Below are 21,816 nucleotides of genomic sequence, written 5' to 3'. Positions count from 1 at the left end.
GTGGAGTCTGCCCCACCCCGGCCGGTCCGGAGGATTCACCGGGGGCGGGACGGGTAGTCCCGGCCATGGCCGTGGCCCGGGACCGACGACCGCCGTTCCTCCGGCGTACCGCGTTGCGCGAAGGACTGGTCGACGTCGACGGGGCGCGGATCTCGGAGGCCATGGAGCAGCTCCGGCACCGGAGCAAGGCCACGCTGCACGACCGGCTGCACCGGGTGCGCACGGCGACCGGCCTGGCGGTCCAGGCGGGCCTCGCGGCCGGGCTGGCTTATCTGATCTCCCACGTGGTGCTGGGCAATCCGCAGCCGGTGTTCGCGCCGATCTCGGCGGTCGGCACCCTGGCCGCCTCGGTGGGCCAGCGGTTCCGCCGGACCATCGAGCTGATCATCGGGGTGGCGGTCGGGGTCGCCGTCGGCGATCTGCTGATCTACTTCCTGGGCACCGGCGCCTGGCAGCTCGGCCTGGTGGTCACCGCGGCGATCCTGCTGACCGTCTTCGCCGGGGCGAGCGTGGCCATCGTGATCCAGGCGGCGGCCACCGCGGTGCTGATCGTGACGCTCAGCCCGTCCACGCAGAACCTGGAGATACCCCGCTTCGTCGACGCCTTCATCGGCGGCGGCATCGCGTTGGTGGTCACCGCGATCCTGCTGCCGCTGAACCCGCTACGCGTGATCAACCGGGCGGCCCGGCCGGCGCTGGACCTGCTCGCCGGCCAGCTCGACGCCTGCGCGGAGGCGCTGCGCAACCGGGACCGGGGTGCGGCCCAGCAGGCGCTGTTCCGGCTCCGGGAGAACAAGGAGGAGCTGGCCGCGCTCTCGGAGGCGATCGAGGGGGCCAAGGAGACCATCACCATCTCCCCGGCCCGCTGGCACCGGCGGGACGAACTCACCCACTACGCCGAGGCGGCGGACCCGATCGACCGGGCGATGCGGAACAGCGGCACGCTGATCCGCCGCTCGGTCACCATCATCGAGGACGAGGAGCCCGTCCCCGAGACGATGCCCGACTCGGTCGCCCACCTGGCCGAGTCGGTACGCCTGCTGCGGCACGAGTTCGCCGCCGGGGAGGAGCCGGAGAAGGCCCGGGAGCGGTCGCTGCGCGCGGTCAGCGAGGCCGGGCGGGCGTACGCCGAGGGGGTGGGTTTCTCCGGCAGCGTGGTGATCGCCCAGGTGCGGACCACGGCGAGCGACCTCATGGTGGCCTCCGGCATCGAGCAGGAGGAGGCGAACCGCCTGGTCCGCCAGGCGTTCGGCGACCGCGAGCAGCGCTCCGGAGAGACCACCGAACAGAGCCCCGCCCCCAAACCACCCACCGCGCCCCCGGTCGGCTGACCGCTCGGGTCAGGGGAGGGTGGACAGGGCGGTCAGCAGGGTCTCCACGTCGGTCTCGGTGGTGCCGAGGCCGAGGCTGGCGCGGAGGGCGGTGGGAGGCAGGTCGTCGCGGCCGCTGCGGGTGGCCGCCTCGGTGAGCAGGCGGCGGGCGAGCGGGTGGGCGCAGAACAGGCCGTCCCGGACGCCGACCCGGTGGGCGGTCGCCAGGTGGGCGGCCACCTCGGCGGAGTCCCGGCCCGCGACCACGAAGCTGACGATGCCCACCCGGGGCGCGTCCGGCCCGAAGGTGCGCAGCTCCACCACGTGCGGCAGGGCGGCGATGCCCGCCCGGAGCCGGGCCAGCAGCGCCTGCTCGCGGGCGTGCAGCGCGTCCCGGTCCGCGGCGGCCAGCGCCGCGCAGACCGCCGCCAGGGCCACCGCGCCGAGCAGGTTCGGGGTGCCCGCCTCGTGCCGGGCCGGGCCGGTGGCCCAGCGCACCTCGTGGGTGCCCGCCCCGACGTGGCTGGTGGCCCCGCCGCCGGCCAGGTACGGGGGTGCCGCGTCCAGCCAGTCCGCCCGCCCCACCAGCACGCCCGCGCCGAACGGGGCGTACAGCTTGTGGCCGGAGAGGGCCAGGTAGTCGACGTCCAGCGCGGCCAGGTCCACCGGCGCGTGCGGGGCGAGCTGGGCGGCGTCCACGAGGATCCGGGCGCCGTGCCGGCGGGCCACCCGGGCCAGCTCGGCCACCGGCCAGCGTTCCCCGGTCACGTTGCTCGCGCCGGTCACCGCGACCAGCACGGGCAGCCCCGGCCGGGCGTCGCGGGACAGCTCGGCCAGCGCGGCGTCGAGGGAGCGGACCGCGCCGCCCGGGCTGTCCGGCACCGGGAGCCGGACCGAGCCGCGCGGCCAGGGGAGCAGGTTGGCGTGGTGCTCGCCGGCGAAGGTGACCACCGTGGTGCCGGCGGGCAGCGCCCGGGCCAGCAGGTTCAGCGCGTCCGTGGTGTTCCGGGTGAAGATCACGTGGTCGTCGGGGCGGGCGCCGAGGAAGTCGGCCACCGTCTGCCGGGCCCGCTCGTAGGCCAGCGTGCAGCGCCGCGACAGCGCGCCGGCGCCCCGGTGCACGCTCGCGTACCAGGGCAGCAGTTCGGTCACTGCGTCGGCCGCGGCCCGCGCGCACGGCGCGCTGGCCGCGTGGTCCAGGTTGATCTCCCCCGGTACGCCGAGCACGCCGAGCGGGTCCGGCCGGCTCGGAGTGGACAGCGTGGGCAGCGAGGGTACGAGGGTGACGGTCATGCCGGAGCCTCCCGGGTCCAGGGGACCCCGGGTGGGTGGGCACCGGGACGGGGTCCGCGCTTGCCCAGCACGCGGTTCGGGCTGGGCCCGGTCATCACCCGGGGCACCCCACCGCGAACTCGACGAGGGTTGCCGGCCAGCAAGCCGGGGCTTGACGCTGGCACTCGTGACCTGTCCGGCAGCATAGCGGCCGCGATGCGGCCGGACCAGTGGGTCGCGGGTGACTACGCTGACCGCATGGCCGTCACCCCGCCCGGCGGAGCCCTGCCGCCGCCGCCGACCGCGCCCGCCGTCCCGCCGGGGTCGCCGGCCCCCCGGATGCCGCTGCGTCGGCTCGGCTGGCGGCGGTTCCTGGCGCTGGCCGGGGTGGTGCTGCTCATCGCCGCAGGCGCGCTCTTCATGGTCTTCACCCTGGGTGAGAGCCTCGGCGCGGAGGCGCTGCTGGTCGGCGTGATCGCGGCGATCCTGCCGGTGCCGGTGCTGGTCTCCTGCTTCCTCTGGCTCGACCGCTACGAGCCCGAGCCGCTGAAGTACCTGATCTTCTGCTTCGCCTGGGGCGCGTTCGTCTCCACCGCCATCTCGCTGCTGGTCAACGAGACCGGGGCCCGGCTGTTCAAGGACTGGGGACTGCCGGCGGCACTGACCGCCGTGCTGGTCGCCCCGTTCATCGAGGAACTGACCAAGGCGGCCGGCCCGCTGCTGCTGCTGATCTTCCGCCGCCGGGAGTTCTCCGGGGTCACCGACGGCCTGGTCTACTGCGGTCTCTCCGCGGTCGGCTTCGCCATGGTGGAGAACATCCTCTACCTGGGCGGGTACGGCTACCGCACCGGCGTCGAGGAGTACGGGCCGGCCACCGGCGCGCGCCAGGTCATCGCCATCTTCATCGTGCGGATCCTGCTCTTCGGGTTCGCCCACCCGCTGTTCACCTCGATGACCGGTGTGGGCCTGGGGGTCGCCGCGCGTGCCGCCGACCGGCGGGTGCGCTTCCTGGCTCCGATCGCCGGCCTGCTGCTGGCCATGATGTTGCACGGCACCTGGAACCTGCTGCCCTCGCTGGCCGCCGCCACCGGGCAGCCGCTGATCGCGCTCTACGGCTACATCGGCGTGATGGTGCCGATCTTCTTCGGCATGGTGGGGCTGGCCGTCTGGCTGCGTGCCTGGGAGGGGCGGCTCACCGAGCGCACCCTGCCCGACTACGTCCGGGCCGGCTGGCTCACCCCGCCCGAGGTGGCGGCGCTGGGCAGCCTCGGCCGGCGGCACGCCGCCCGGATTTGGGCCCGGCGGGTGGCCGGTGACGGCGGGGTGCGGGCGATGCGCGGCTACCAGTTCGCCGCCACCCGGCTGGCGCTGCTGCGCGACGGGATGCGCCGGGGGCTGGACCGCAAGCCCGCCGAGCGCGACCGGACGGCGCGGGAGGAACGGGAGCTGCTGGACGCGATCGGGGCGTACCGGGCGTTCTTCGTGGGCCGTGACCCGCAGGCGCCGGTCGGGGTCTGGGACGGGCAGCGCTACCACCTGCGCTTCCCGGACGGGTCGCAGCGGGTGGTCGAGGCCCCGGACGAGCCGGTGGTGCCGATCCCGGTGGTGCTGGCCCCGCCGCCTCCCGCCTTCCCGCCCGGCTACGGCCCGTCCGGCTGGCACGGCGCCCGCTCCACCGCCCCCTGGCCGCACGCCTGATCGTGCGGCAAGGAGAGCGGGTCAGGTCATCAGGCCGGTGAGGAAGTCGCCGAGGCCCTGGGCGATGGCCATGAGGGCCGCCCCGATCCCCTTGAACAGCTGGGCCGCGCCGTCCGGCCGGAACGCCATGAAGTAGATCAGGAACGCGAGGAATCCCCAGGCAAGTATCTTCTTGATGACTACCGGCATGATCCCTCCCCAGGGCGCTGTCGTGCCTGGGGCTTCCCGCCGGGCAGCGGTGCAAACGGCGCCCGCGACGGGGCGGCGCCTACAGGTAGAGGCCGGTCGAGCCGGTCGGCTCGTTCTCCACCCGCTCGGCCGCCACGGCGTGCACGTCCCGCTCGCGCAGCAGGACGTACGCCCGGCCGTGCAGCTCGACCTCCGAGCGGTCGTCCGGGTCGAACAGCACCCGGTCGCCGGAGACGATGGAGCGGACGTGCGGGCCGACGCCCACCGCGGTGGCCCAGGCCAGCCGCTTGCCGACCGCCGCGGTGGCCGGGATGACGATGCCGGCGGTGGAGCGGCGTTCCCCCTCGCCGTTCTCGGTGCGCACCAGCACGCGGTCGTGCAGCAGGCGGATCGGTAGGCCGGTGTCGAGGTCCTGGTCGGCGGTCACGCGAAGACGCTACCTCGTGCCCGGTGGTCGGTCCCGGTGTGGTTGGGCTGAGCGGCAGGGGGGCAATGTGTGGCGCAGTCGCCCTAGGGTGGGGCGGACGGACGTATCCTGTCCCCTTGCCTCGGGGGCGGACCAGTTTGCGGGAGGTGCGCTTGAGCCGCTTCGAGCGGATGCGTGGACGGCTCCGCCGCGCGTACGAGTCCGGCCGCGAGTCGGCGCGGGCCCGGCGGACCGATCCGGACCGGTCGGCGGAGGAGTCGGGCCTGGCCTCGCACTCCTCGCCGGGTCCGGCCGCACCCCCGACGGCGACCGTGGTGGGCGCGGAGCCGCCGGCCGTCATGCACGCCACGACCACCAGCCGGGACGACGTGGAGGTGCCGCACGCGCTGCGGATCGCCGCGGCCTGGTGCTGGCGGCTCATCGTGGTCGGCATCGTCACCTGGTCGCTGCTCAAGATCGTCGGCACGATCCGCATCGTGATCATCCCGCTGGCGGTCGCGCTGCTGCTCTCCGCGCTGCTCGCCCCGGCGGTCGGCTGGCTGCTCCGGGCCCGCCTGCCCCGGTCGCTGGCCACCGGCGTGGTGCTGGTCGGCGGCCTGGCCGCGGTGATCGGCACGCTGACCCTGGTGGTGAACGAGTTCATCCAGGGCGTGCCGGAGCTGAGCGAGAAGTCGTCCCAGGGCGTCCGGCAGATCCAGGACTGGCTCAAGACCGGCCCGCTGCACCTCTCCGACGGCCAGCTCACCCGCTACATCGACGAGGCGCAGAGCTGGATCAACGGCAACACGGAGAAGTTCACCAGCGGGGCGCTCAACACGGCCGCCACCCTGGCCGAGGTGCTCACGGGCACGGTCCTGGTGCTCTTCGCCACCTTCTTCTTCCTCCGGGACGGCAGCAAGATCTGGCGGTTCCTGGTCCGGCTGCTGCCGGTGAACGCCCGCTGGAAGGTGGACGACGCCGGCCGGGCCTCCTGGTCGACGCTCGGCGCCTACGTACGGGCCACCGTGCTGGTCGCCTTCATCGACGCTTTGGGCATCGGCATCTTCCTGGTCGTCTTCGACATCCCGTTCGCGTTCCCGCTGGCCGCCCTGGTCTTCCTGGGCGCGTTCATCCCGATCGTCGGCGCCTTCCTGTCCGGCGTGGTGGCCGTGCTGGTGGCGCTGGTCGACAGCGGCCCGGTGACCGCGCTGATCATCCTGGGCGCGGTGATCGGCGTGCAGCAGGTCGAGGGGCACGTCCTCCAGCCGCTGATCATGGGCCGGGCGGTGGCCATCCACCCGCTCGCCGTGATCATCGGCATCGCCGCCGGCGTGGTGCTGGCCGGCATCGCCGGCGCGCTGGTCGCGGTGCCGCTGATCGCCGTGCTCAACACCGCCGTCCGCCGGCTCGCCGCCCGGACCGTGCCGGACACCCCGCCCGACGCCGTGGTGGTCGCCTCCCAGGCGCCCTGACCCCGACCGACCCGTCGACGCCCGCGTCGCCCCCGCCGGGGGGAGGCGCGGGCGTCAGCTCTTGCCGAGCCGCTCCAGCGCGCCCCGGGCCACGTCCGGGCGGGTGGTGTACCAGAACGGGGGCAGCGACCGGCGCAGGAACGGGCCGTAGCCCCGGGCGGTCTCCAGCCGGGAGTCGAGCACCGCCACCACGCCCCGGTCGCCGGTGGCCCGGATGAGCCGGCCGACCCCCTGGGCCAGCCGGACCGCCGCGATCGGCACGCTCACCGCCGCGAAGCCGGAGCCGCCGCCGGCGTCGACGGCCGCCGCCCGGGCCGCGGCGAGCGGCTCGTCGGGCCGGGGGAAGGGCAGCCGGTCGATCACGACGAGCTGGCAGGAGTCGCCCGGCACGTCCACCCCCTGCCAGAGCGACATCACCCCGAACAGGCAGCTCTCCCGCTCCTCGCGGAACCGGCGGACCAGCAGCGGCAGCGCCTCCTCGCCCTGGAGCAGCACCGGCAGGTCGGTGCGCGCGCGGAGCAGCTCCGCCGCCTGCTGCGCGGCCCGCCGGGAGGAGAAGAGCCCGAGGGTACGCCCACCGAGCGCCCCGACCAGCGCCAGCAGCTCCTCGCCGGCCGCCTCGGGCAGCCCCGAGACGCTGGGCCGGGGCAGGTGCGCGGCGACGTACAGGATGCCCTGCCGGGCGTAGTCGAAGGGCGACCCGACGTCGAGCGACGTCCAGCCGGGTCCCTCGGTGGCCGGCACCGTGCCGATGGCCGCCCGGCTGCCGTCGGTGCTCGCCACCGGGGGCGTGGTGCCGGCGCGGCCGGCGGCGGCCGCGGTGGCCAGCGCGGCGGCGGCCGGCGAGGGCGGGGCGGGCGGCGGCGCGTCCAGCCCCAGCGCCCGGGCCACCGTGTCGAACCGGCCGCCCAGCGCCAGGGTGGCCGAGGTGGCGACCACGGTGCGCTCGTCGTAGAGGTGGGTGGCGAGGGTGCCGGCGACCGACAGCGGCGCCACCACGAGCGCCCGGCGGCTGCCGTTCTCCGGCTTCTCCACCCAGGCCACGTCGTGGTCGGCCTCCTCCAGCAGGCGCTGCGCGGTGGTGGAGAGCTCGTCCAGCGCGGCCTTGGCCTGCTGCTTGCGCACCGGGTCCGGGTCGTCGGCCTTGATGTCGCCGATCGACTCCAGCGCGGCGCGGGTGGCCGCGTCGAGCAGGGTGCACGCCTCCCGCAGCGCGGGCGGCAGGCCGGCGGTGAGCCGCCCGGCCGGCGCCTCGGCCAGCCCCACGGCGAGCGCGTCGCCGGCCTCGGTGAGCCGTTCGGCCAGGTCGGGGCGGAGCAGCGGCCGGGCCCGGCGGGCGGACCGGTCGATCAGTTGCGGCTCCAGCTCGGCCTGGGCCGCCGAGGACACCCGGTCGGCCAGCTCGTGCGCCTCGTCCACCACGAGCAGCTTGTGCGGCGGCACGATGTGCCGGCCGGCGAGCATGTCGACGGCGAGCAGGCTGTGGTTGGTCACCACGATGTCCGCCTCGCGGGCCCGGGCCCGGGACGCCTCCGCGAAGCACTCCTGGCCGAACGGGCAGCGGGTGGCGCCCACGCACTCCCGCGCCGGCATCGAGGCGCTCCGCCACACCTGGTCGTCCACGCCCGGGTCCAGCTCGTCGCGGTCGCCCGTGGCGGTCTTCTCCGCCCAGTCGCGCAGCCGCTGCATCTGCTTGCCCAGCCGGCCCGCCTCGCCGAGCCACTTGGTGCCGCCGCCGGGGCGCGGGGCGTCGAAGAGGGTGTCCTCCGGCTCCTCCTCGACCGAGTTGTCGAGCCGGGCCAGGCAGAGGTAGTGGTGCCGCCCCTTGAGCACCGCGAAGGTGGGGCGGCGGCCGAGCACCGGCTCGACCGCGTCGGCCAGCCGGGGCAGGTCGTGGTCGACCAGCTGGGACTGCAACGCCAGGGTGGCGGTGGAGACCACCACGGGGCCGTCCACGGTCAGCGCCGGGGCCAGGTAGGCCAGCGACTTGCCGGTGCCGGTGCCGGCCTGCACGAGCAGGTGCTCGCCGGAGGAGATGCTCCGCTCGATCGCCTCGGCCATCTGCTGCTGGCCGGGGCGGGCCGCGCCGCCGGGGACCGCGCCGACCGCGGCGGCCAGCAGCTCGCCGCCGCCGGGCCGGCCGCCCCGGCGCTTCTTGGGAACGGCGGGGCCGGTGGCGGTGCGGGGCGGGGTCACCGTGCGACCGTACCCGTCGCCGCCGACAGCAGGTGGGTCGCTCCGCCCGCGTGGCGTGGCCGGCGGGTCGCGTCCGGTTACCTGCCGATCGCGTCGCGTGGCCGGAATCGGTTAGGGTGCCAATCATGCCGAGCGACGTGGTCCGCGTGATCTACCGCAAGTACGACGGCAGCGCCCACCGCGACTACCCGGCCCGCCGGCTCGCCGAGGACGACCTCGGTGTCTGGCTCGGCGTGCCGGCCGGCACCGAATCGGTCTACCACGGCCGGCCGTCCGTGGAGCAGATCCCGTTCGTCCTGCTGGTGCCCCGGCACGGCTGGTGGACCGGCATGTTCAACCCGCCGCCGCGCACCAGCGAGGTCTACTGCGACATCGCCACCCCGGCCCGCTGGGAGGGCGAGGAGACGGTCCACCTGGTCGACCTCGACCTGGACGTGGTGCGCCGCCGGGAGACCGGCCGGGTCGAGCTGCGCGACGAGGACGAGTTCGCCGAGCACCGGGCCCGCTGGGCCTACCCCGACGACGTGGTGGCCGAGGCGGAGGCCGCGGCCCGCTGGCTGCTCGGCGCGCTCGGTGACGGCACCGAGCCGTTCGCCACCTCCTACCGGAAGTGGCTGGCCCTGGTGGTCTGAGCCGGCCTCAGATCCGCGGCGGCCAGTCCTCGTCGGCCCCGACACCGCCCAGGTGGGCCACCTTCTCCGGGTTGAGCTGGTTGAACACGCCGGTGATCCGCCCCTCGTGCACGGCGAACGAGGTGACCATCCGCAGCGGCCGCCCGTCCCGGAACACCGTCTCCGCCTGCCAGCCCAGCGCGCCGTCGACCAGCACCGGCCGGGCGTGCAGGGGGCTGTTCCAGCGGGCGGCCTGGCCGAAGAGACCGAGGATGAAGCGGCCGGCGAGTTCGGCGCCGACCACCGGCCGGCGGGCGGCCGGGAAGTGCCCGCCGCTGTCGCCGATCACCACCACGTCCGGGGCGAGCACCTCGACCAGCCGGTCCAGCTCCCCGGACTCGACCGCCGCCACGAACGCGGCCAGCACCTTGTGCTGCTCGGCCAGGTCGGCGGTGTGCCGGGGGACGTCCGGCGCGGTGACCGCGCGGCGGCCCCGGGAGGCGAGCTGCCGGGCGGCCGCCGGGGTGGTGCCGAGCACGTCGGCGACCGTGGCGAACGGCACCGCGAAGACGTCGTGCAGGACGAACGCCACCCGCTGCTCCGGGGTGAGCCGCTCCAGCACCACGAGCAGGGCGGTGCCGAGCTGGTCGGCCCGGACCGCCCGCTCGGCCGGGTCGGGGGCGAACCCGTCCGCCGTGGGCGCCGCGCTCACCACCGGCTCCGGCAGCCACTGACCGGGGTACGCCTCGCGGCGTACCCGGGCGGAGCGGAGCACGTCGAGGCAGATCCGCGAGCAGGTGGTGGTGAGCCAGCCGCGCAGGTCGCGGATCTGTGCCCGGGCGGCCGGGTCGGCGAGCGCGCCCGCGTACCGCAGCCAGGTCTCCTGGACCGCGTCCTCGGCCTCGCTCCGGCTGCCCAGCATCCGCTGCGCCACCGCCAGAAGGTGCCCGCGTTCCGCCTCGAACTCCGCCGCCAGCTCGTGCACGTCGTGCTCCTCCCGCCCGGAGTCCCCATTCTCCCCGTACCCCTGGATGCGCCGCCGCCCCCGGGGTGTGACATCGCTCGGGAGGCGGTGGCGGGCGGGGTGGGTGAGGATCTGGGGATGAGCGGTGTCGACGAGGTGGTGCGGCCCGAGGGCGGGTCGATGCGGGAGCTGCTGCGGGCCGGGCCGGGCGCGGTGGACCTGGCGGCGGTCGATCCCCGGTCGACCCCGGGGCTGCCCGCGGCGGCCGGGCGCGGCAAGGGGCGCAAGGAGTGGGCGCGGGGGCAGGTCGAGCTGCTCGGTGCGGAGCTCGGCCGGCAGCAGGAGATGCTGTACGCGTCCGCGAAGGGCGCCGCCGGCCCGGGGAGCCCGACCAGCGCCCCCACCCAGGCCGGCGCCCACCTCGACGGCGACCGCCCGCGCCGGGTGCTGCTGGTGCTCCAGGCCATGGACTGTGGTGGCAAGGACGGCACGGTCAAGCGGGTGGCCGGCGCCATGAACCCGCTCGGCCTGCACATCCGCTCGTTCGGCCCGCCCACCGAGGAGGAGCGGCGGCACGACTTCCTGTGGCGGATCCGCCGGGCCCTCCCGCCCCCCGGCTACGTGGGCGTCTTCAACCGCTCGCACTACGAGGACGTGCTGATCGCCCGGGTCGAGGGCCTGGTGGACGAGGCCACCTGGCGGGGCCGCTACGAGTCGATCAACGACTTCGAGCGGGAGCTGGCCGACAACGCGGTCACCGTGGTGAAGGTCATGCTGCACATCTCCTACGCCGAGCAGGGCGAGCGCCTGATGGAGCGGCTCACCGACCCGACGAAGTACTGGAAGTACAACCCGAGCGACCTGGACACCCGGGCACGCTGGGACGAATACCAGGCCGCGTACGCCGAGGCGATCGAGCGGTGCGGCCCGGACGACGCGCCCTGGTTCGTGGTGCCGGCGGACCGGAAGTGGTACCGCGACTGGGCCGTCGCGCACCTGCTCAGGGAGACGTTCGACGGGTTGGATCTGGGGTATCCGCCTGCCGATTTCGACATCGCGCGGGAGCGGGACCGGCTGCGGAGCGAGGGCGGGACGGGGCAAGGTGAACGGCAGGTGAACGAGCGGTGAATCGGGCCTGACCAGGGGTGGGCCGGCGGCTGCCCGGTTCCACGGGGTACCTAGCATTCGCAGAGCAGACGCCTTCCGGGGCGACGGCCACCCTTCCACCGACACGACGAGGTCCGTGCTGTGAAGTTTTCCTTCCGTCCCACCGAGGGCGCCTTCTACGAGCTCTTCACCAGGGCCGCGCAGAACCTGGTGAAGGGGACCGAGCTGCTCAACGAGCTGGGTCTGCCGGATGTCGAGGTCCAGTCGGTGAGCGAGCGGCTCACCGAGGTCGAGCACGACAGCGACCAGATCACCCACGAGCTCTACAAGAAGATCAACTCCACCTTCATCACCCCGTTCGACCGGGAGGACATCTACCGTCTGGGCTCGCTGCTCGACGACGTGATGGACCACCTGGAGGCGGTCGGCAACCTCCTCTACCTCTACGGCCTGACCAAGCTGCCGTCGCTGCCGCGCGAGATGCACGAGCTGGTGAACGTGCTCGACCAGCAGGCCAAGCTGACCGCCGAGGCGATGCCCCGGCTGAAGTCGATGAAGGATCTTGAGGACTACTGGATCGAGTGCAACCGGCTCGAGAACGACGGTGACCAGGCGTACCGGATGCTGCTGGTCCGCCTCTTCAGCGGTGAGTACGACGCGCTCACGGTGCTGAAGATGAAGGAGGTGGCCGACGAGCTGGAGGCCGCCTGCGACGCCTTCGAGCACGTGGCCAACACCGTCGAGACCATCGCGGTCAAGGAGTCCTGATCCTGTGAGTCCCGAACTCATCGCCGTGCTGGCGGTGATCGTGGTCGCCATGGCGTTCGACTACACGAACGGCTTCCATGACGCGGCCAACGCGATCGCCACCAGCGTGTCCACCCGGGCGCTGACACCCCGGGTCGCCCTCGCGCTGGCCGCCGTCGGCAACTTCGTCGGCGCGCACTTCGGCGCCGGGGTGGCCAAGACCGTCGGCGACGGGCTGGTCACCCTGCCCACCGGGGTCGAGAGCCTGGGGGTGGTCTTCGCCGGGGTGCTCGGCGCGATCGCCTGGAACCTGATCACCTGGTACTTCGGCCTGCCCTCGTCGTCCTCGCACGCCCTGTTCGGCGGGCTGGTCGGCGCGACCCTCTTCGCCGCCGACGGCGTCGTGCAGTGGGGCAACATCCTCGAGAAGGTCATCATCCCGATGGTGCTCTCGCCGGTTGTCGGCCTGGTGCTCGGCTTCCTCGTGATGCTGGCCATCCTGTGGCTGTTCCGGAAGGGCCAGCCCGGCAAGCTCAACCGGGGCTTCCGGTGGGCGCAGACCCTCTCGGCCGCCGCCATGTCGGTCGGCCACGGTATGCAGGACGCCGCCAAGACCATGGGCATCATCGTGCTGGCCCTCTACACCGGTGGCTTCCAGGAGTCCAAGACGCACATCCCCGGCTGGGTGTTCTGGACCTCGGCGGCCATGCTGGCGGCTGGCACCTACGCGGGCGGCTGGCGGATCATCCGCACCCTGGGCCGGAAGATCATCGACCTGGGCCCGCCCGAGGGCTTCGCGGCCGAGACCGTGGCCAGCGCCGTGCTCTACTTCAACGCCCTGGTGTTGAAGGCCCCGATCTCCACCACCCACACGATCACCTCGGCGATCATGGGTGTCGGCGCGACCAAGCGGCTCTCCGCGGTCCGCTGGAACGTGGCCGGCAACATCGTGATCGCCTGGATCATCACGTTCCCGGCCGCCGCGGCCATCGCCTGCCTGGCGTACCTGCTGGTCCGCCCGTTCTTCTGAGCGCCTGACGCGTGAGGGGTCCCCCGCCGTGGCGGGGGACCCCTCACGCGTAGGAGACGCCGATCCGGCCCTTGATGTCGTCCAGCAGGCCCATCACCTCCAGGGTGGCGGCGTGCGGCACCAGCGGGCTCTCGATCAGCCCGGCCGCCAGGCAGCGCTGCACCTCGATCGCCTCGTGCTGGTAGCCGCCGCCGGTCAGGTCGGCCGGGATGGTCTCCGGCTCCGCGCCGAGCCGGTGCAGCACCGCGGCGCCGGGCCGGTAGAACGGCTCCGGAAGGTCGATCCGGCCGGTCGTGCCGGTGATCGCGGCGGTGATCGCCGTGGCGCCGACCATCCCGCAGCTCAGCGTCGCCACCGCCCCGGAGTTCCAGCCCAGGACGATGCCCGTGTTCTCGTCCACCTTCTCCGGGCTGAGCCTGGCCCAGGCCTGCACGTGCTCGGGGACGCCGAGCAGGAGGTGCGCCAGGCTCAGCGGGTAGACCCCGAGGTCGAGCAGGGCGCCGCCGCCGAGCGTCCGCGCCCGCATCCGGTGCTCCGGCGGGAACGGGCCGGCCGCCCCGAAGTCCGCCCGGACGTGGGTCACCTCGCCGATCGCGCCGTCCCGGATCAGCTCCAGCACCCGCAGGATGAGCGGGTTGGTCCGCATCCACATGGCCTCCATGAGGAAGAGACCGCGGGCGCGGGCCGTCTCGACCAGCTCCGTGGTGGTGGCCAGGTCGAGCGTGCAGGGCTTCTCCACCAGCACGGCCTTGTCGCCGGCCAGGCAGGTCAGGGCCGCCTCGTGGTGCGCGGCGTGCGGGGTGGCGACGTAGATGACGTCCACGTCCGGGTCCGCGGCCAGTTCCGCCCAGGAGGCGTACGCCCGGGGCACGTCGTGCCGCCGGGCGAACAGCTCGGCGCTCTCCCGGGTACGCGAGCCGACCGCCACCAGCTCGGCCTCCGGCACCAGCCGCAGGTCCTCGGCGAAGCGGGCGGCGATGTGGCCGGTGGCCAGGATTCCCCAACGCGTCATGCCGGCACGCTATCCCGGGCCGTCGCGCCGCCGGACAGAAGATCCACCCGTCGGGAAATCAGGACCGGTGAGCGACCCCGGCGACGAAGGCGCGCCACGCGGCCGGGGAAATGACCAGCGCCGGCCCGCTCGGGTCCTTCGAGTCCCGCACGCCGACGATCCCGGGCCGCTGACCGACGAGGAGGCCCGCGCCATCGCGCTGAGGCTCCGGTGAGCCGAGCGTCCCGACCGCTTCTCGGCGAGGTGGCGCGGTCGCCCGGTGCGGGACACCGCCACTCCGGCGAGATCTTGGACAGTTTCCGCTCGTGACGAACGGAAACTGTCCAAGATCGGAGCCGCCCTTTGTCGGCGGTGGCCGGTCTGACGCCGTCGTGGCCGTCCTGCTGCCGGACTGATGATCGACTGGTCGGGAACTAGGCTCGGGTCATGACGATCGACGGCTTCGCCGCACCCCCCGCCCTGGTGGAGCACGCCCGCCGGTTCCGCGCCGAGGGCGGCGTGCCGGCCGTGCCCCGGGTCGCCGCCACCGTGCTGCTGCTCCGCCCGGCCGGCGCCGACTTCGAGGTGTACCTGATCCGCCGGGTGGCCGCCATGGCCTTCGGCGGCATGTACGCCTTCCCCGGCGGCGGCGTGGACCGCTCCGACTCGCAGGCCCACCTGGGCTGGGCCGGCCCGACGCCGGCGGGCTGGGGCGAGCGGCTCCGCCTCGACCCGGCCGCCGCGCAGGCGGTGGTCTGCGCCGCCGCGCGGGAGGTCTTCGAGGAGGCGGGCGTGCTGCTGGCCGGCCCGGACGGCGGGACCGTGGTGGGCGACGTGAGCGGGGACGACTGGGAGGCGGCCCGGCAGGACCTGGTGGCCCGGCGGACCGGCTTCGCCGACCTGCTGGCCGGGCAGGGCCTCACCCTCCGCTCCGACCTGCTGCTGCCGTGGAGCCGGTGGATCACCCCGGAGTTCGAGCCGCGCCGCTTCGACACGTACTTCTTCGTCGCTTTGCTGCCGGAGGGGCAGCGGACCCGGGACGTCTCCGGCGAGGCCGACCACACGCTGTGGCTGCGCCCGGCGGACGCCCTGTCCCGGGCGGAGGCCGGTGAGCTGACCATGCTTCCGCCCACGATGGTCACCCTCGGCGAGGTCGCCGCCGCCGGCGACCTCGCCGGCGTGGCCCGTGCGGCGGCCGGACGCGACCCCGGCACCCCGGTCACGCCGCACCTCGACCTCTCCGACGCCGAGGCGCCCCGCTTCCGCCTCTCCTGAGGGTCAGCCGGCGGCGCGGAGGTAGCGGGCCGCGAGGGCGCGCAGCAGGTCGGCCAGTTCGGGCGGGTCTTCCACCGTGAAGTCGAGGTCCAGCAGGCCGAGCCAGACCGCGATGGTCTCCAGGCGGTCGGCGCCGGTGTGCAGGAGGCAGGTCGCGTCGCCGGTCGGCTCGACGGTGCCGACGGCCGGGTTGATCCGGTCGGCCACCACCTCGGCGGGGGCGTGCACGCGGATCGTGGCCCGGTGCCGCCAGGCGGCCGACGAGACCCCGTGCCGGACCCGGTCCACCACGTCCCCGGGCAGCTCGCGGGCCGCGAACCGGGGGCCGGTCGGGGTACGCGGGCTGATCCGGTCCACCCGGAAGGTGCGCCAGTCGTCCCGCGCCGGGTCGAAGGCCACCAGGTACCAGCGCCGGCCCCAGTTGACCAGCCGGTACGGCTCGACATCCCGCCGGTCCGCGGTCCCGTCGTGCCGGACGTAGTCGAAGCGCAACCGCTCCCGGTCCCGGCAGGCGGCGCTGAGGACGCTGAGCGTCTCGGCGTCCACGGTCGGGCCCGGCTCGTCGTGCGGCACCCGGACGGTGTGCGTGTGCAGGGCGGTGACCCGGCGGCGCAGCCGGTGGGGGAGCACCTGCTCCAGCTTGGCCAGCGCCCGCAGCGAGGTCTCCTCGATTCCGGCGACGCTGCCGCCCGCTGCCGTCCGCAGGCCGACCGCCACCGCCACCGCCTCCTCGTCGTCGAGGAGCAGCGGGGGCAGGGCCGCGCCGGCGCCCAGCCGGTAGCCGCCGACGGCGCCCCGGGTGCCGTGCACGGGGTAGCCGAGGGCGCGCAGCCGCTCCACGTCGTTGCGCACGGTCCGGGTGCTCACCGCCAGGCGCTCGGCCAGTTCGGTGCCGGTCCAGTCGCGCGGGGACTGCAACAGCGAGAGCAGGCGCAGCAGGCGCGCCGAGGTCTCCAACATTTCCCGGATTCTGCCAGGGCATTAGGAAGGGAGTGTTCCTAATCGATCCCTACGCTCGTGGGCATGGTAGACAACACCGCGATCGTCCCGTTCCGTATCGACGTCCCGCAGGCCGACCTGGACGACCTCGCCGACCGGCTGGCCCGGACCCGCTGGGCCGAGGAGCTGCCCGCCGACCCCGACCCGGCCGCGCCCGCCGGCCCCGTCCCGCCCGGTTGGGAGTACGGCGTCCCGCTGAGCTGGGTGCAGCGGCTGGCCGAGCGCTGGCGCACGGCGTACGACTGGCGGGGGTGGGAGGCGCGGCTCAACGCGTACCCGCAGTTCATCACCGAGATCGACGGGCAGCGGATCCACTTCCTGCACGTCCGCTCGGCCGAGCCGGACGCCACTCCGCTGATCCTCACCCACGGCTGGCCCGGCACCGTCGCCGAGTGGCTGGACGTGATCGGTCCGCTGACCGACCCGCGGGCACACGGCGGCGACCCGGCCGATGCCTTCCACCTGGTCATCCCGTCGGTGCCCGGCTTCGGCTTCTCCGGGCCGACCCGGGAGCGCGGCTGGAACCGGCACCGGGTGGCCCGCGCCTGGGCCGAGCTGATGCGCCGCCTCGGCTACGAGCGGTACGGCGCGGCCGGCAACGACCTCGGCGCGTTCGTGTCGCCCGAGGTGGGCCGGGCCGACCCGGAGCACGTGCTCGGTGTGCACGTCACGCAGGTCTTCTCGCTGCCGTCCGGTGATCCCGCCGAGCTGGCCGCGCTCACCGAGGAGGAGCGGGGCAAGGTGGCGTTCGCCGACTGGTTCGTGCAGCGGCGGGGCGGCTACGACAAGCTGCACTCCACCGAGCCGCAGAACGTCGCGCACGCGCTGGCCGACTCGCCGGTGGGCCTGCTCGGCTGGCTGGGCCAGCTCATGGGGGACCAGATCGACCCCGACCACGTGCTCACCAACACGACCATCTACTGGCTGACCAACACGGCCGCCTCGGCGGCCCGCTACTACTACGAGGACGCCGAGGTGGTGCACCCGACGCAGAAGGTCAACGGCCGGGGCACGGTGGCGCCGGAGCCGACCACGGTGCCGCTCGGCCTGGCCAACTTCGCCTGGGACTTCCAGTCGATCCGTACGCTCGCCGAGCGCGACCACAAGAACATCGTCTCCTGGCACACCTACGACCGGGGCGGGCACTTCGCCGCCCACCAGGTGCCCGACCTGCTGGCGGCGGACCTCCGGCAGTTCTTCGCCGCGCTGCGCTGAGGCGGCCGGACGCGGACACGCCGAGGGCCCCGGTCGGGATCGACCGGGGCCCTCGCGGACCGGGACCAGCGGCTCAGCCGAAGCGGCCGGTGATGTAGTCCTCGGTCTTCTTCTGGCTCGGGTTGCTGAAGATCTTCTGCGTGTTGTCGTACTCGATGAGCCGGCCCGGGTCGCCGGTCTTCTCGATCGAGAAGAAGGCGGTCCGGTCCGACACCCGGGCGGCCTGCTGCATGTTGTGCGTGACGATGATGATGGTGAACTTGTCCTTGAGCTGGAACATCAGGTCCTCGATGGCCAGCGTGGAGATCGGGTCCAGCGCCGAGCAGGGCTCGTCCATGAGCACCACCTGCGGCTCGACCGCGATGGTCCGGGCGATGCAGAGCCGCTGCTGCTGACCGCCGGAGAGGCCGGCGCCGGGCTTGCCGAGCCGGTCCTTCACCTCGTCCCACAGGTTCGCCGAGCGGAGCGCCTTCTCGGCCGCCTCCTCCAGGATCGACTTGCGCCGGACGCCGTTGAGCCGCAGGCCGGCCACCACGTTCTCGAAGATGCTCATGGTGGGGAACGGGTTCGGCCGCTGGAAGACCATGCCGATCATCCGGCGGACCGCGGTGACGTCCACGTCCCGGTCGTAGATGTCCTGGTTGTCGATGGTCAGGCTGCCCTCGACCCGGGCACCCGGGAGCACCTCGTGCATCCGGTTGATCGACCGCAGGAAGGTGGACTTGCCGCAGCCGGACGGGCCGATCAGGGCGGTGACGGTCTTTGGTTCGACGGTCAGGCTGATGTTCTCGATCGCCTTGAACCCGCCGTAGTAGGCGGTGACGTCGGTGGCTTCGATGCGCTTGGCCATGGTGGTGGTACCTCCGGGGTTCATCGGCCGAGCCGGTTGCGACGGGCCAGCAACTTCGCCGCGACGGTCAGGATGAGGACGAGGGCGACCAGCGTCAGCGCCGCGGTCCACGCCCGTGCCGGCGAGTACTTCGAGGCCTCGCCGGCCTGCTGGTAGACGAAGAGAGCCAGCGACGACTGGTTGTTCTCGAACGGGTTGAAGTTGATCGCGGCGCCGCCGCCGGCCACGAGCAGCACCGGCGCGGTCTCGCCGGCGGCCCGCGCGATGGCGAGCATGATGCCGGTGACGATGCCGGGCAGCGCGGTCGGCAGCACGACCCGCAGGATGGTCTTCCACTTCGGCACGCCGAGGGCGTACGCGCCCTCGCGCAGCGGGGCCGGGACGAGGCGGAGCATCTCCTCGGTGGAGCGGACCACGGTCGGCAGCATGAGCACGCTCAGCGCCAGCGCGGCGGCGAAGCCGGAGAAGCCCGGCCGGCCGTCGTTGAACCACGGCGAGACGACCAGCACCCAGAAGGCCAGCACGAACAGGCCGGTGACGATCGACGGGATGCCGGTCATCACGTCCACGAAGAAGCGGATGGTGAAGGCGAACCGGCCCCGGCCGTACTCGACCACGTAGATCGCGCAGAGCACGCCGAGCGGGACGGTGATCAGCGTGGCGATGCCGACCTGCTCCAGGGTGCCGACGATGGCGTGGTACGCGCCGCCGTTGGCGTCCCGGGCCCCGATGTTGTTCATCGAGGTGCCGAAGAAGTTGCCGTCCAGCCGCTCGGAGCCCTTGCTCACCAGGGTCCAGACCACCGAGGCCAGCGGCAGCACCGCGAGCACGAAGGCGGAGTGGATGAGCGCGCTCCAGGTCCGGTTGCGGGCGGCCCGGCGGCCCTCCACCGCGTTGGCGGCGGCGTAGAGGCCGGCCAGGTAGAGCAGCGCAGCGACGACCACGACCAGGACCGGGCCGCCGATGCCGGCGCCGTAGACGACGCCGGCCGAGGCCAGCAGGGCCACGACGGCGATGACGGGCGCGGCGTACGCCGGAAGTCGCCGGGCCCGCAGCGTGACCGGCTGGGCCGGCGGCTGCGGGCGGTGGGAGGTGACGGTGGCGGTCATGCGGCTGACTCCGTGAACTCGCGGCGGCGGTAGATGATCGCCCGCGCGGTGATGTTGACGATCAGCGTGATCGCGAAGAGCACCAGGCCGGAGGCGATCAGGGCGCCCCGGCCGGTGTCGTTCGCCTCGGCGAACCGGTTCGCGATGTTCGCGGCGATCGAGTTGCCACCGCTCTGGAGGATGTTGAACGAGATGGCGTACGTGGAGCCGAGGGTCAGCGCCAGGGCGATGGTCTCGCCGAGTGCCCGGCCCAGGCCCAGCATCACGGCGGCGATCACACCCGGCCGGCCGTAGGGCAGGACGGCGGTGCGGACCATCTCCCAGCGGGTGGCGCCCAGCGCGAGGGCGGCCTCCTCGTTGGCGGTCGGGGTCTGCCGGAACACCTCGCGGGAGAGCGAGGTGACGATGGGCAGCACCATGATCGCGAGCACCACCGAGCCGAGCAGGATCGAGTTCCCGTACGGGCCGTCGCCAAAGATCGGGATCCAGCCGAAGTACCGGTTCAGCCAGGCCGACAGGTCGGCGACCGGCTGGGCGAAGTAGTCCCGGCCCCAGAGACCGAAGACCACGCTGGGCACGGCGGCCAGCAGGTCGATCAGGAAGCCGAGGCCGTTGCCCAGCCGGCGCGGGGCGTAGTGCGACAGGTAGAGGGCGATGCCCAGCGCCACCGGCACCGCCATGAGCAGGGCGAGCAGCGCGGTGAGCACGGTGCCGAAGGCGAGCGCGCCGATGCCGAACTTCGGCGGGTCGTCGTTCGGGAACCAGCCCTCGAAGGTCCAGAAGGACTCGCTGTTGGCCCGGAGGGCCGGCACGGCCTTGGCGATCAGGAAGATCGCGATGGCCGCGATGACCACCAGGACGGTGGTGCCGGCGGCCAGGGTCAGGCCACGGAACGCGCGTTCCGCGCCGAAGGCCCGGGCCCGGGGCAGCCCGCCGCCGCCACCGAGACCGTTGTCGGGCATGCCAGGGGTACCGGAGGGCTCGGCCACACGCGCCGAGGCACCGGCGGGCCACTCGTGGCTCGTGGCCACGCGGGTCCCGCCGGTGCCGGCGTGCGCCGAGCGGTGAGGGGTGTCACCCATCTGCTCGCTCGCTTCGGGGTAGGGGAGGTGTCTCGGTCAGCGGGTCAGGAGAGGCTCTTGACCGCGGTCTCGACCTTGGCGCGGACGGTCTCGGGCAGCGGGGCGTAGCCCAGCTCGACCAGGTCCTGCTGGCCCTCGGCGCTGGCGGCGTGGCCCAGCAGGCCCTTGACCAGCGGCAGCTTGTCGGCCGCGAGGCCCTTGCTGCAGACGATCTCGTAGGTCGCCAGGACGATCGGGTACGCCCCGGCCTCCTTGGTGTTGTAGTCGATCGACATCTTGAGGTCGTTGCCCTGGCCCTCGAACTTGGCCCCGGCGATGGTCTTGCCGGCCGACTCGGCGGTCAGCTCGGTGAACTCACCCGCCCCGTTCTTGACCTTGGCCTTCTTGAGGCCGCCGTTCTCGGCGTACGACCACTCGACGTAGCTGATGGTGCCGTCGGTGCTCTTGACCTTGCTGGCCACACCGTCGGACTTGGCCGCGCCCACGCCGCCCGGGGCCTTCCAGGCCTTGGCGTTGCCGAAGGTCCAGTCGGACTCGGCGGTCTTGGACAGGTACTTGGTGAAGTTGTCGGTGGTGCCCGACTCGTCGGAGCGGTGCACCGCCTGGATCGCGGTGGACGGCAGCTTGGCGTCCGGGTTGTCGGCCTTGATGGCCGGGTCATCCCACTTGGTCACCTTGCCGGCGAAGATCTTCGCCAGGGTGGCCGGGGTGAACTGGAGGTTGTCCGCGCCGGTGACGTTGTAGACGACGGCGACCGGGCCGATCACCATCGGCAGGTTGAGGGCCTGGCCGCCGCTGCACTTGGCGTCCGCCTGCGGCTGCTCCTCCGGCTTGAGCGCGGAGTCGGAGCCGGCGAAGTCGGCGGTGCCGGCGATGAAGGCCTGGATGCCGGCGCCCGAGCCGGTGGGCTCGTAGTTGATCGTGGTGCCGGCGCACTTCTGCTGGTACGCCTTGATCCACTCGGCCATGGCGTTCTTCTGGGCGGAGGAACCCTGCGCGTTCAGCGTGCCCTTGCCGCAGTCCACGGCAGCAGCCGAGCCGGAGGCGGAGGTGCCGGTCGACTCGTTGTTGTCCGAGCCGCAGGCGCTGAGACCGAGCACCGCGGTAAGAGCGAGGCAGGCAATGGCGCCGTGCCGCTGGAGCTTCACCTGAGGGGTTTCCCTTCACGTCTTTGGTCAGGTCGCCCGGTCTCCCGGGTGCCGGCGCTGACCGGCTGACACGAAAGGTAGAAGTGCCAGGTAGACGGTTCGCCGGTCGGAAGTGAACGGAAGATGAACAGGCGCGGCCGGCCGG

The 21,816-nt window shown here is 73.5% G+C and carries 19 protein-coding genes, 2 pseudogenes and 1 riboswitch; of the genes and pseudogenes, 9 read left to right on the top strand and 12 right to left on the bottom strand.

Features of this window, described 5'->3' with window-relative positions; genetic code table 11:
• The first annotated feature begins 71 nt into the window (after positions 1-71).
• The gene (locus IEY96_RS30615) at positions 72-1,331 is read left to right on the top strand and encodes an FUSC family protein (protein ID WP_229791989.1); all 1,260 of its coding nucleotides are present in this window, start codon (positions 72-74) and stop codon (positions 1,329-1,331) included.
• Between the two features lie 9 nt (positions 1,332-1,340).
• Here IEY96_RS30615 and IEY96_RS30610 read toward each other — a convergent pair whose 3' ends face one another.
• Entirely contained in the window at positions 1,341-2,603 is a 1,263-nt protein-coding gene (locus tag IEY96_RS30610) for an aminotransferase class V-fold PLP-dependent enzyme (RefSeq protein ID WP_189198276.1), read from the bottom strand.
• A gap of 51 nt (positions 2,604-2,654) precedes the next feature.
• A riboswitch (SAM riboswitch) is annotated at positions 2,655-2,775 on the bottom strand.
• Between the two features lie 23 nt (positions 2,776-2,798).
• Here IEY96_RS30610 and IEY96_RS30605 point away from each other — a divergent pair.
• Positions 2,799-4,269 (top strand): annotated as a pseudogene (locus tag IEY96_RS30605) (PrsW family intramembrane metalloprotease); the annotation flags it as partial.
• Positions 4,270-4,301: 32 nt separating this feature from the next.
• On the opposite strand, the gene IEY96_RS30600 reads toward IEY96_RS30605, so the two are convergent.
• Complete coding sequence (locus IEY96_RS30600) at positions 4,302-4,469, bottom strand: hypothetical protein (protein WP_167544578.1); 168 nt, start codon at positions 4,467-4,469, stop codon at positions 4,302-4,304.
• 79 nt (positions 4,470-4,548) lie between these two features.
• Positions 4,549-4,896, bottom strand: coding sequence for a GroES family chaperonin (locus IEY96_RS30595; protein WP_189198274.1), 348 nt, complete (start codon positions 4,894-4,896; stop codon positions 4,549-4,551).
• Positions 4,897-5,066: 170 nt separating this feature from the next.
• On the opposite strand from IEY96_RS30595, the gene IEY96_RS30590 reads away from it, so the two are divergent.
• Positions 5,067-6,347, top strand: coding sequence for an AI-2E family transporter (locus IEY96_RS30590; RefSeq protein ID WP_308429961.1), 1,281 nt, complete (start codon positions 5,067-5,069; stop codon positions 6,345-6,347).
• A 54-nt stretch (positions 6,348-6,401) separates the two neighbouring features.
• Here the strand turns inward: IEY96_RS30590 and IEY96_RS30585 are convergent, their stop codons facing one another.
• Positions 6,402-8,543 carry an ATP-dependent DNA helicase gene (locus IEY96_RS30585; protein WP_189198272.1) on the bottom strand — a complete coding sequence of 714 codons (2,142 nt, stop codon included), beginning with the start codon at positions 8,541-8,543 and terminating at the stop codon, positions 6,402-6,404.
• A gap of 125 nt (positions 8,544-8,668) precedes the next feature.
• Between IEY96_RS30585 and IEY96_RS30580 the strand changes: the two genes are divergently transcribed.
• On the top strand, positions 8,669-9,175 hold the full coding sequence (locus tag IEY96_RS30580; RefSeq protein ID WP_189198271.1) for a DUF402 domain-containing protein: 507 nt from the start codon (positions 8,669-8,671) through the stop codon (positions 9,173-9,175).
• A 7-nt stretch (positions 9,176-9,182) separates the two neighbouring features.
• On the opposite strand, the gene sigJ is transcribed toward IEY96_RS30580, so the two are convergent.
• Complete coding sequence (sigJ, locus tag IEY96_RS30575; RefSeq protein WP_189198270.1) at positions 9,183-10,139, bottom strand: RNA polymerase sigma factor SigJ; 957 nt, start codon at positions 10,137-10,139, stop codon at positions 9,183-9,185.
• A 117-nt stretch (positions 10,140-10,256) separates the two neighbouring features.
• Between sigJ and IEY96_RS30570 the strand changes: the two genes are divergently transcribed.
• The 3 genes from IEY96_RS30570 (at position 10,257) to IEY96_RS30560 (ending at position 13,002) form a co-directional block, all read left to right on the top strand.
• Positions 10,257-11,246 carry a PPK2 family polyphosphate kinase gene (locus IEY96_RS30570; protein WP_229791985.1) on the top strand — a complete coding sequence of 330 codons (990 nt, stop codon included), beginning with the start codon at positions 10,257-10,259 and terminating at the stop codon, positions 11,244-11,246.
• A 120-nt stretch (positions 11,247-11,366) separates the two neighbouring features.
• Positions 11,367-11,993, top strand: a complete 627-nt coding sequence (locus IEY96_RS30565; RefSeq protein ID WP_148431186.1) for a DUF47 domain-containing protein — start codon at positions 11,367-11,369, stop codon at positions 11,991-11,993.
• A gap of 4 nt (positions 11,994-11,997) precedes the next feature.
• The gene (locus tag IEY96_RS30560) at positions 11,998-13,002 is read left to right on the top strand and encodes an inorganic phosphate transporter (protein WP_189198269.1); all 1,005 of its coding nucleotides are present in this window, start codon (positions 11,998-12,000) and stop codon (positions 13,000-13,002) included.
• 43 nt (positions 13,003-13,045) lie between these two features.
• Here the strand turns inward: IEY96_RS30560 and IEY96_RS30555 are convergent, their stop codons facing one another.
• Both IEY96_RS30555 and IEY96_RS30550 read right to left on the bottom strand, forming a co-directional pair.
• The gene (locus tag IEY96_RS30555) at positions 13,046-14,014 is read right to left on the bottom strand and encodes a Gfo/Idh/MocA family protein (RefSeq protein ID WP_189198268.1); all 969 of its coding nucleotides are present in this window, start codon (positions 14,012-14,014) and stop codon (positions 13,046-13,048) included.
• A gap of 58 nt (positions 14,015-14,072) precedes the next feature.
• Positions 14,073-14,195 (bottom strand): annotated as a pseudogene (locus tag IEY96_RS30550) (DUF397 domain-containing protein); the annotation flags it as partial.
• Between the two features lie 245 nt (positions 14,196-14,440).
• Here IEY96_RS30550 and IEY96_RS30545 point away from each other — a divergent pair.
• Complete coding sequence (locus IEY96_RS30545; RefSeq protein WP_189198267.1) at positions 14,441-15,268, top strand: NUDIX hydrolase; 828 nt, start codon at positions 14,441-14,443, stop codon at positions 15,266-15,268.
• Between the two features lie 3 nt (positions 15,269-15,271).
• Here IEY96_RS30545 and IEY96_RS30540 read toward each other — a convergent pair whose 3' ends face one another.
• Positions 15,272-16,228 (bottom strand): helix-turn-helix transcriptional regulator, encoded by a 957-nt coding sequence (locus IEY96_RS30540; protein ID WP_189198266.1) that lies wholly within the window; start codon positions 16,226-16,228, stop codon positions 15,272-15,274.
• A 63-nt stretch (positions 16,229-16,291) separates the two neighbouring features.
• Between IEY96_RS30540 and IEY96_RS30535 the strand changes: the two genes are divergently transcribed.
• Positions 16,292-17,482, top strand: coding sequence for an epoxide hydrolase family protein (locus tag IEY96_RS30535; protein ID WP_189198265.1), 1,191 nt, complete (start codon positions 16,292-16,294; stop codon positions 17,480-17,482).
• Between the two features lie 73 nt (positions 17,483-17,555).
• On the opposite strand, the gene pstB is transcribed toward IEY96_RS30535, so the two are convergent.
• The 4 genes from pstB to pstS are packed head-to-tail and all read right to left on the bottom strand — an operon-like array spanning position 17,556 to position 21,671.
• Positions 17,556-18,332, bottom strand: a complete 777-nt coding sequence (gene pstB / locus IEY96_RS30530) for a phosphate ABC transporter ATP-binding protein PstB (RefSeq protein ID WP_091317434.1) — start codon at positions 18,330-18,332, stop codon at positions 17,556-17,558.
• A gap of 20 nt (positions 18,333-18,352) precedes the next feature.
• Positions 18,353-19,441: a phosphate ABC transporter permease PstA gene (pstA, locus tag IEY96_RS30525; RefSeq protein WP_189198264.1), complete on the bottom strand. Its 1,089-nt coding sequence runs from the start codon at positions 19,439-19,441 to the stop codon at positions 18,353-18,355.
• Entirely contained in the window at positions 19,438-20,523 is a 1,086-nt protein-coding gene (pstC, locus tag IEY96_RS30520; protein ID WP_189198263.1) for a phosphate ABC transporter permease subunit PstC, read from the bottom strand. Before pstC ends, pstA begins: the two co-directional genes overlap by 4 nt.
• Positions 20,524-20,567: 44 nt before the next feature.
• Positions 20,568-21,671 (bottom strand): phosphate ABC transporter substrate-binding protein PstS, encoded by a 1,104-nt coding sequence (pstS, locus tag IEY96_RS30515; protein WP_189198262.1) that lies wholly within the window; start codon positions 21,669-21,671, stop codon positions 20,568-20,570.
• Between the last annotated feature and the right edge of the window lie 145 nt (positions 21,672-21,816).

The organism is Micromonospora fulviviridis, assembly GCF_014648395.1.
GTDB classification, from domain to species: Bacteria; Actinomycetota; Actinomycetes; order Mycobacteriales; family Micromonosporaceae; genus Micromonospora; species Micromonospora fulviviridis.
The sequence above is the reverse complement of the archived record's forward strand: the minus strand, read 5'-3'. Positions and strand labels throughout refer to the sequence as shown.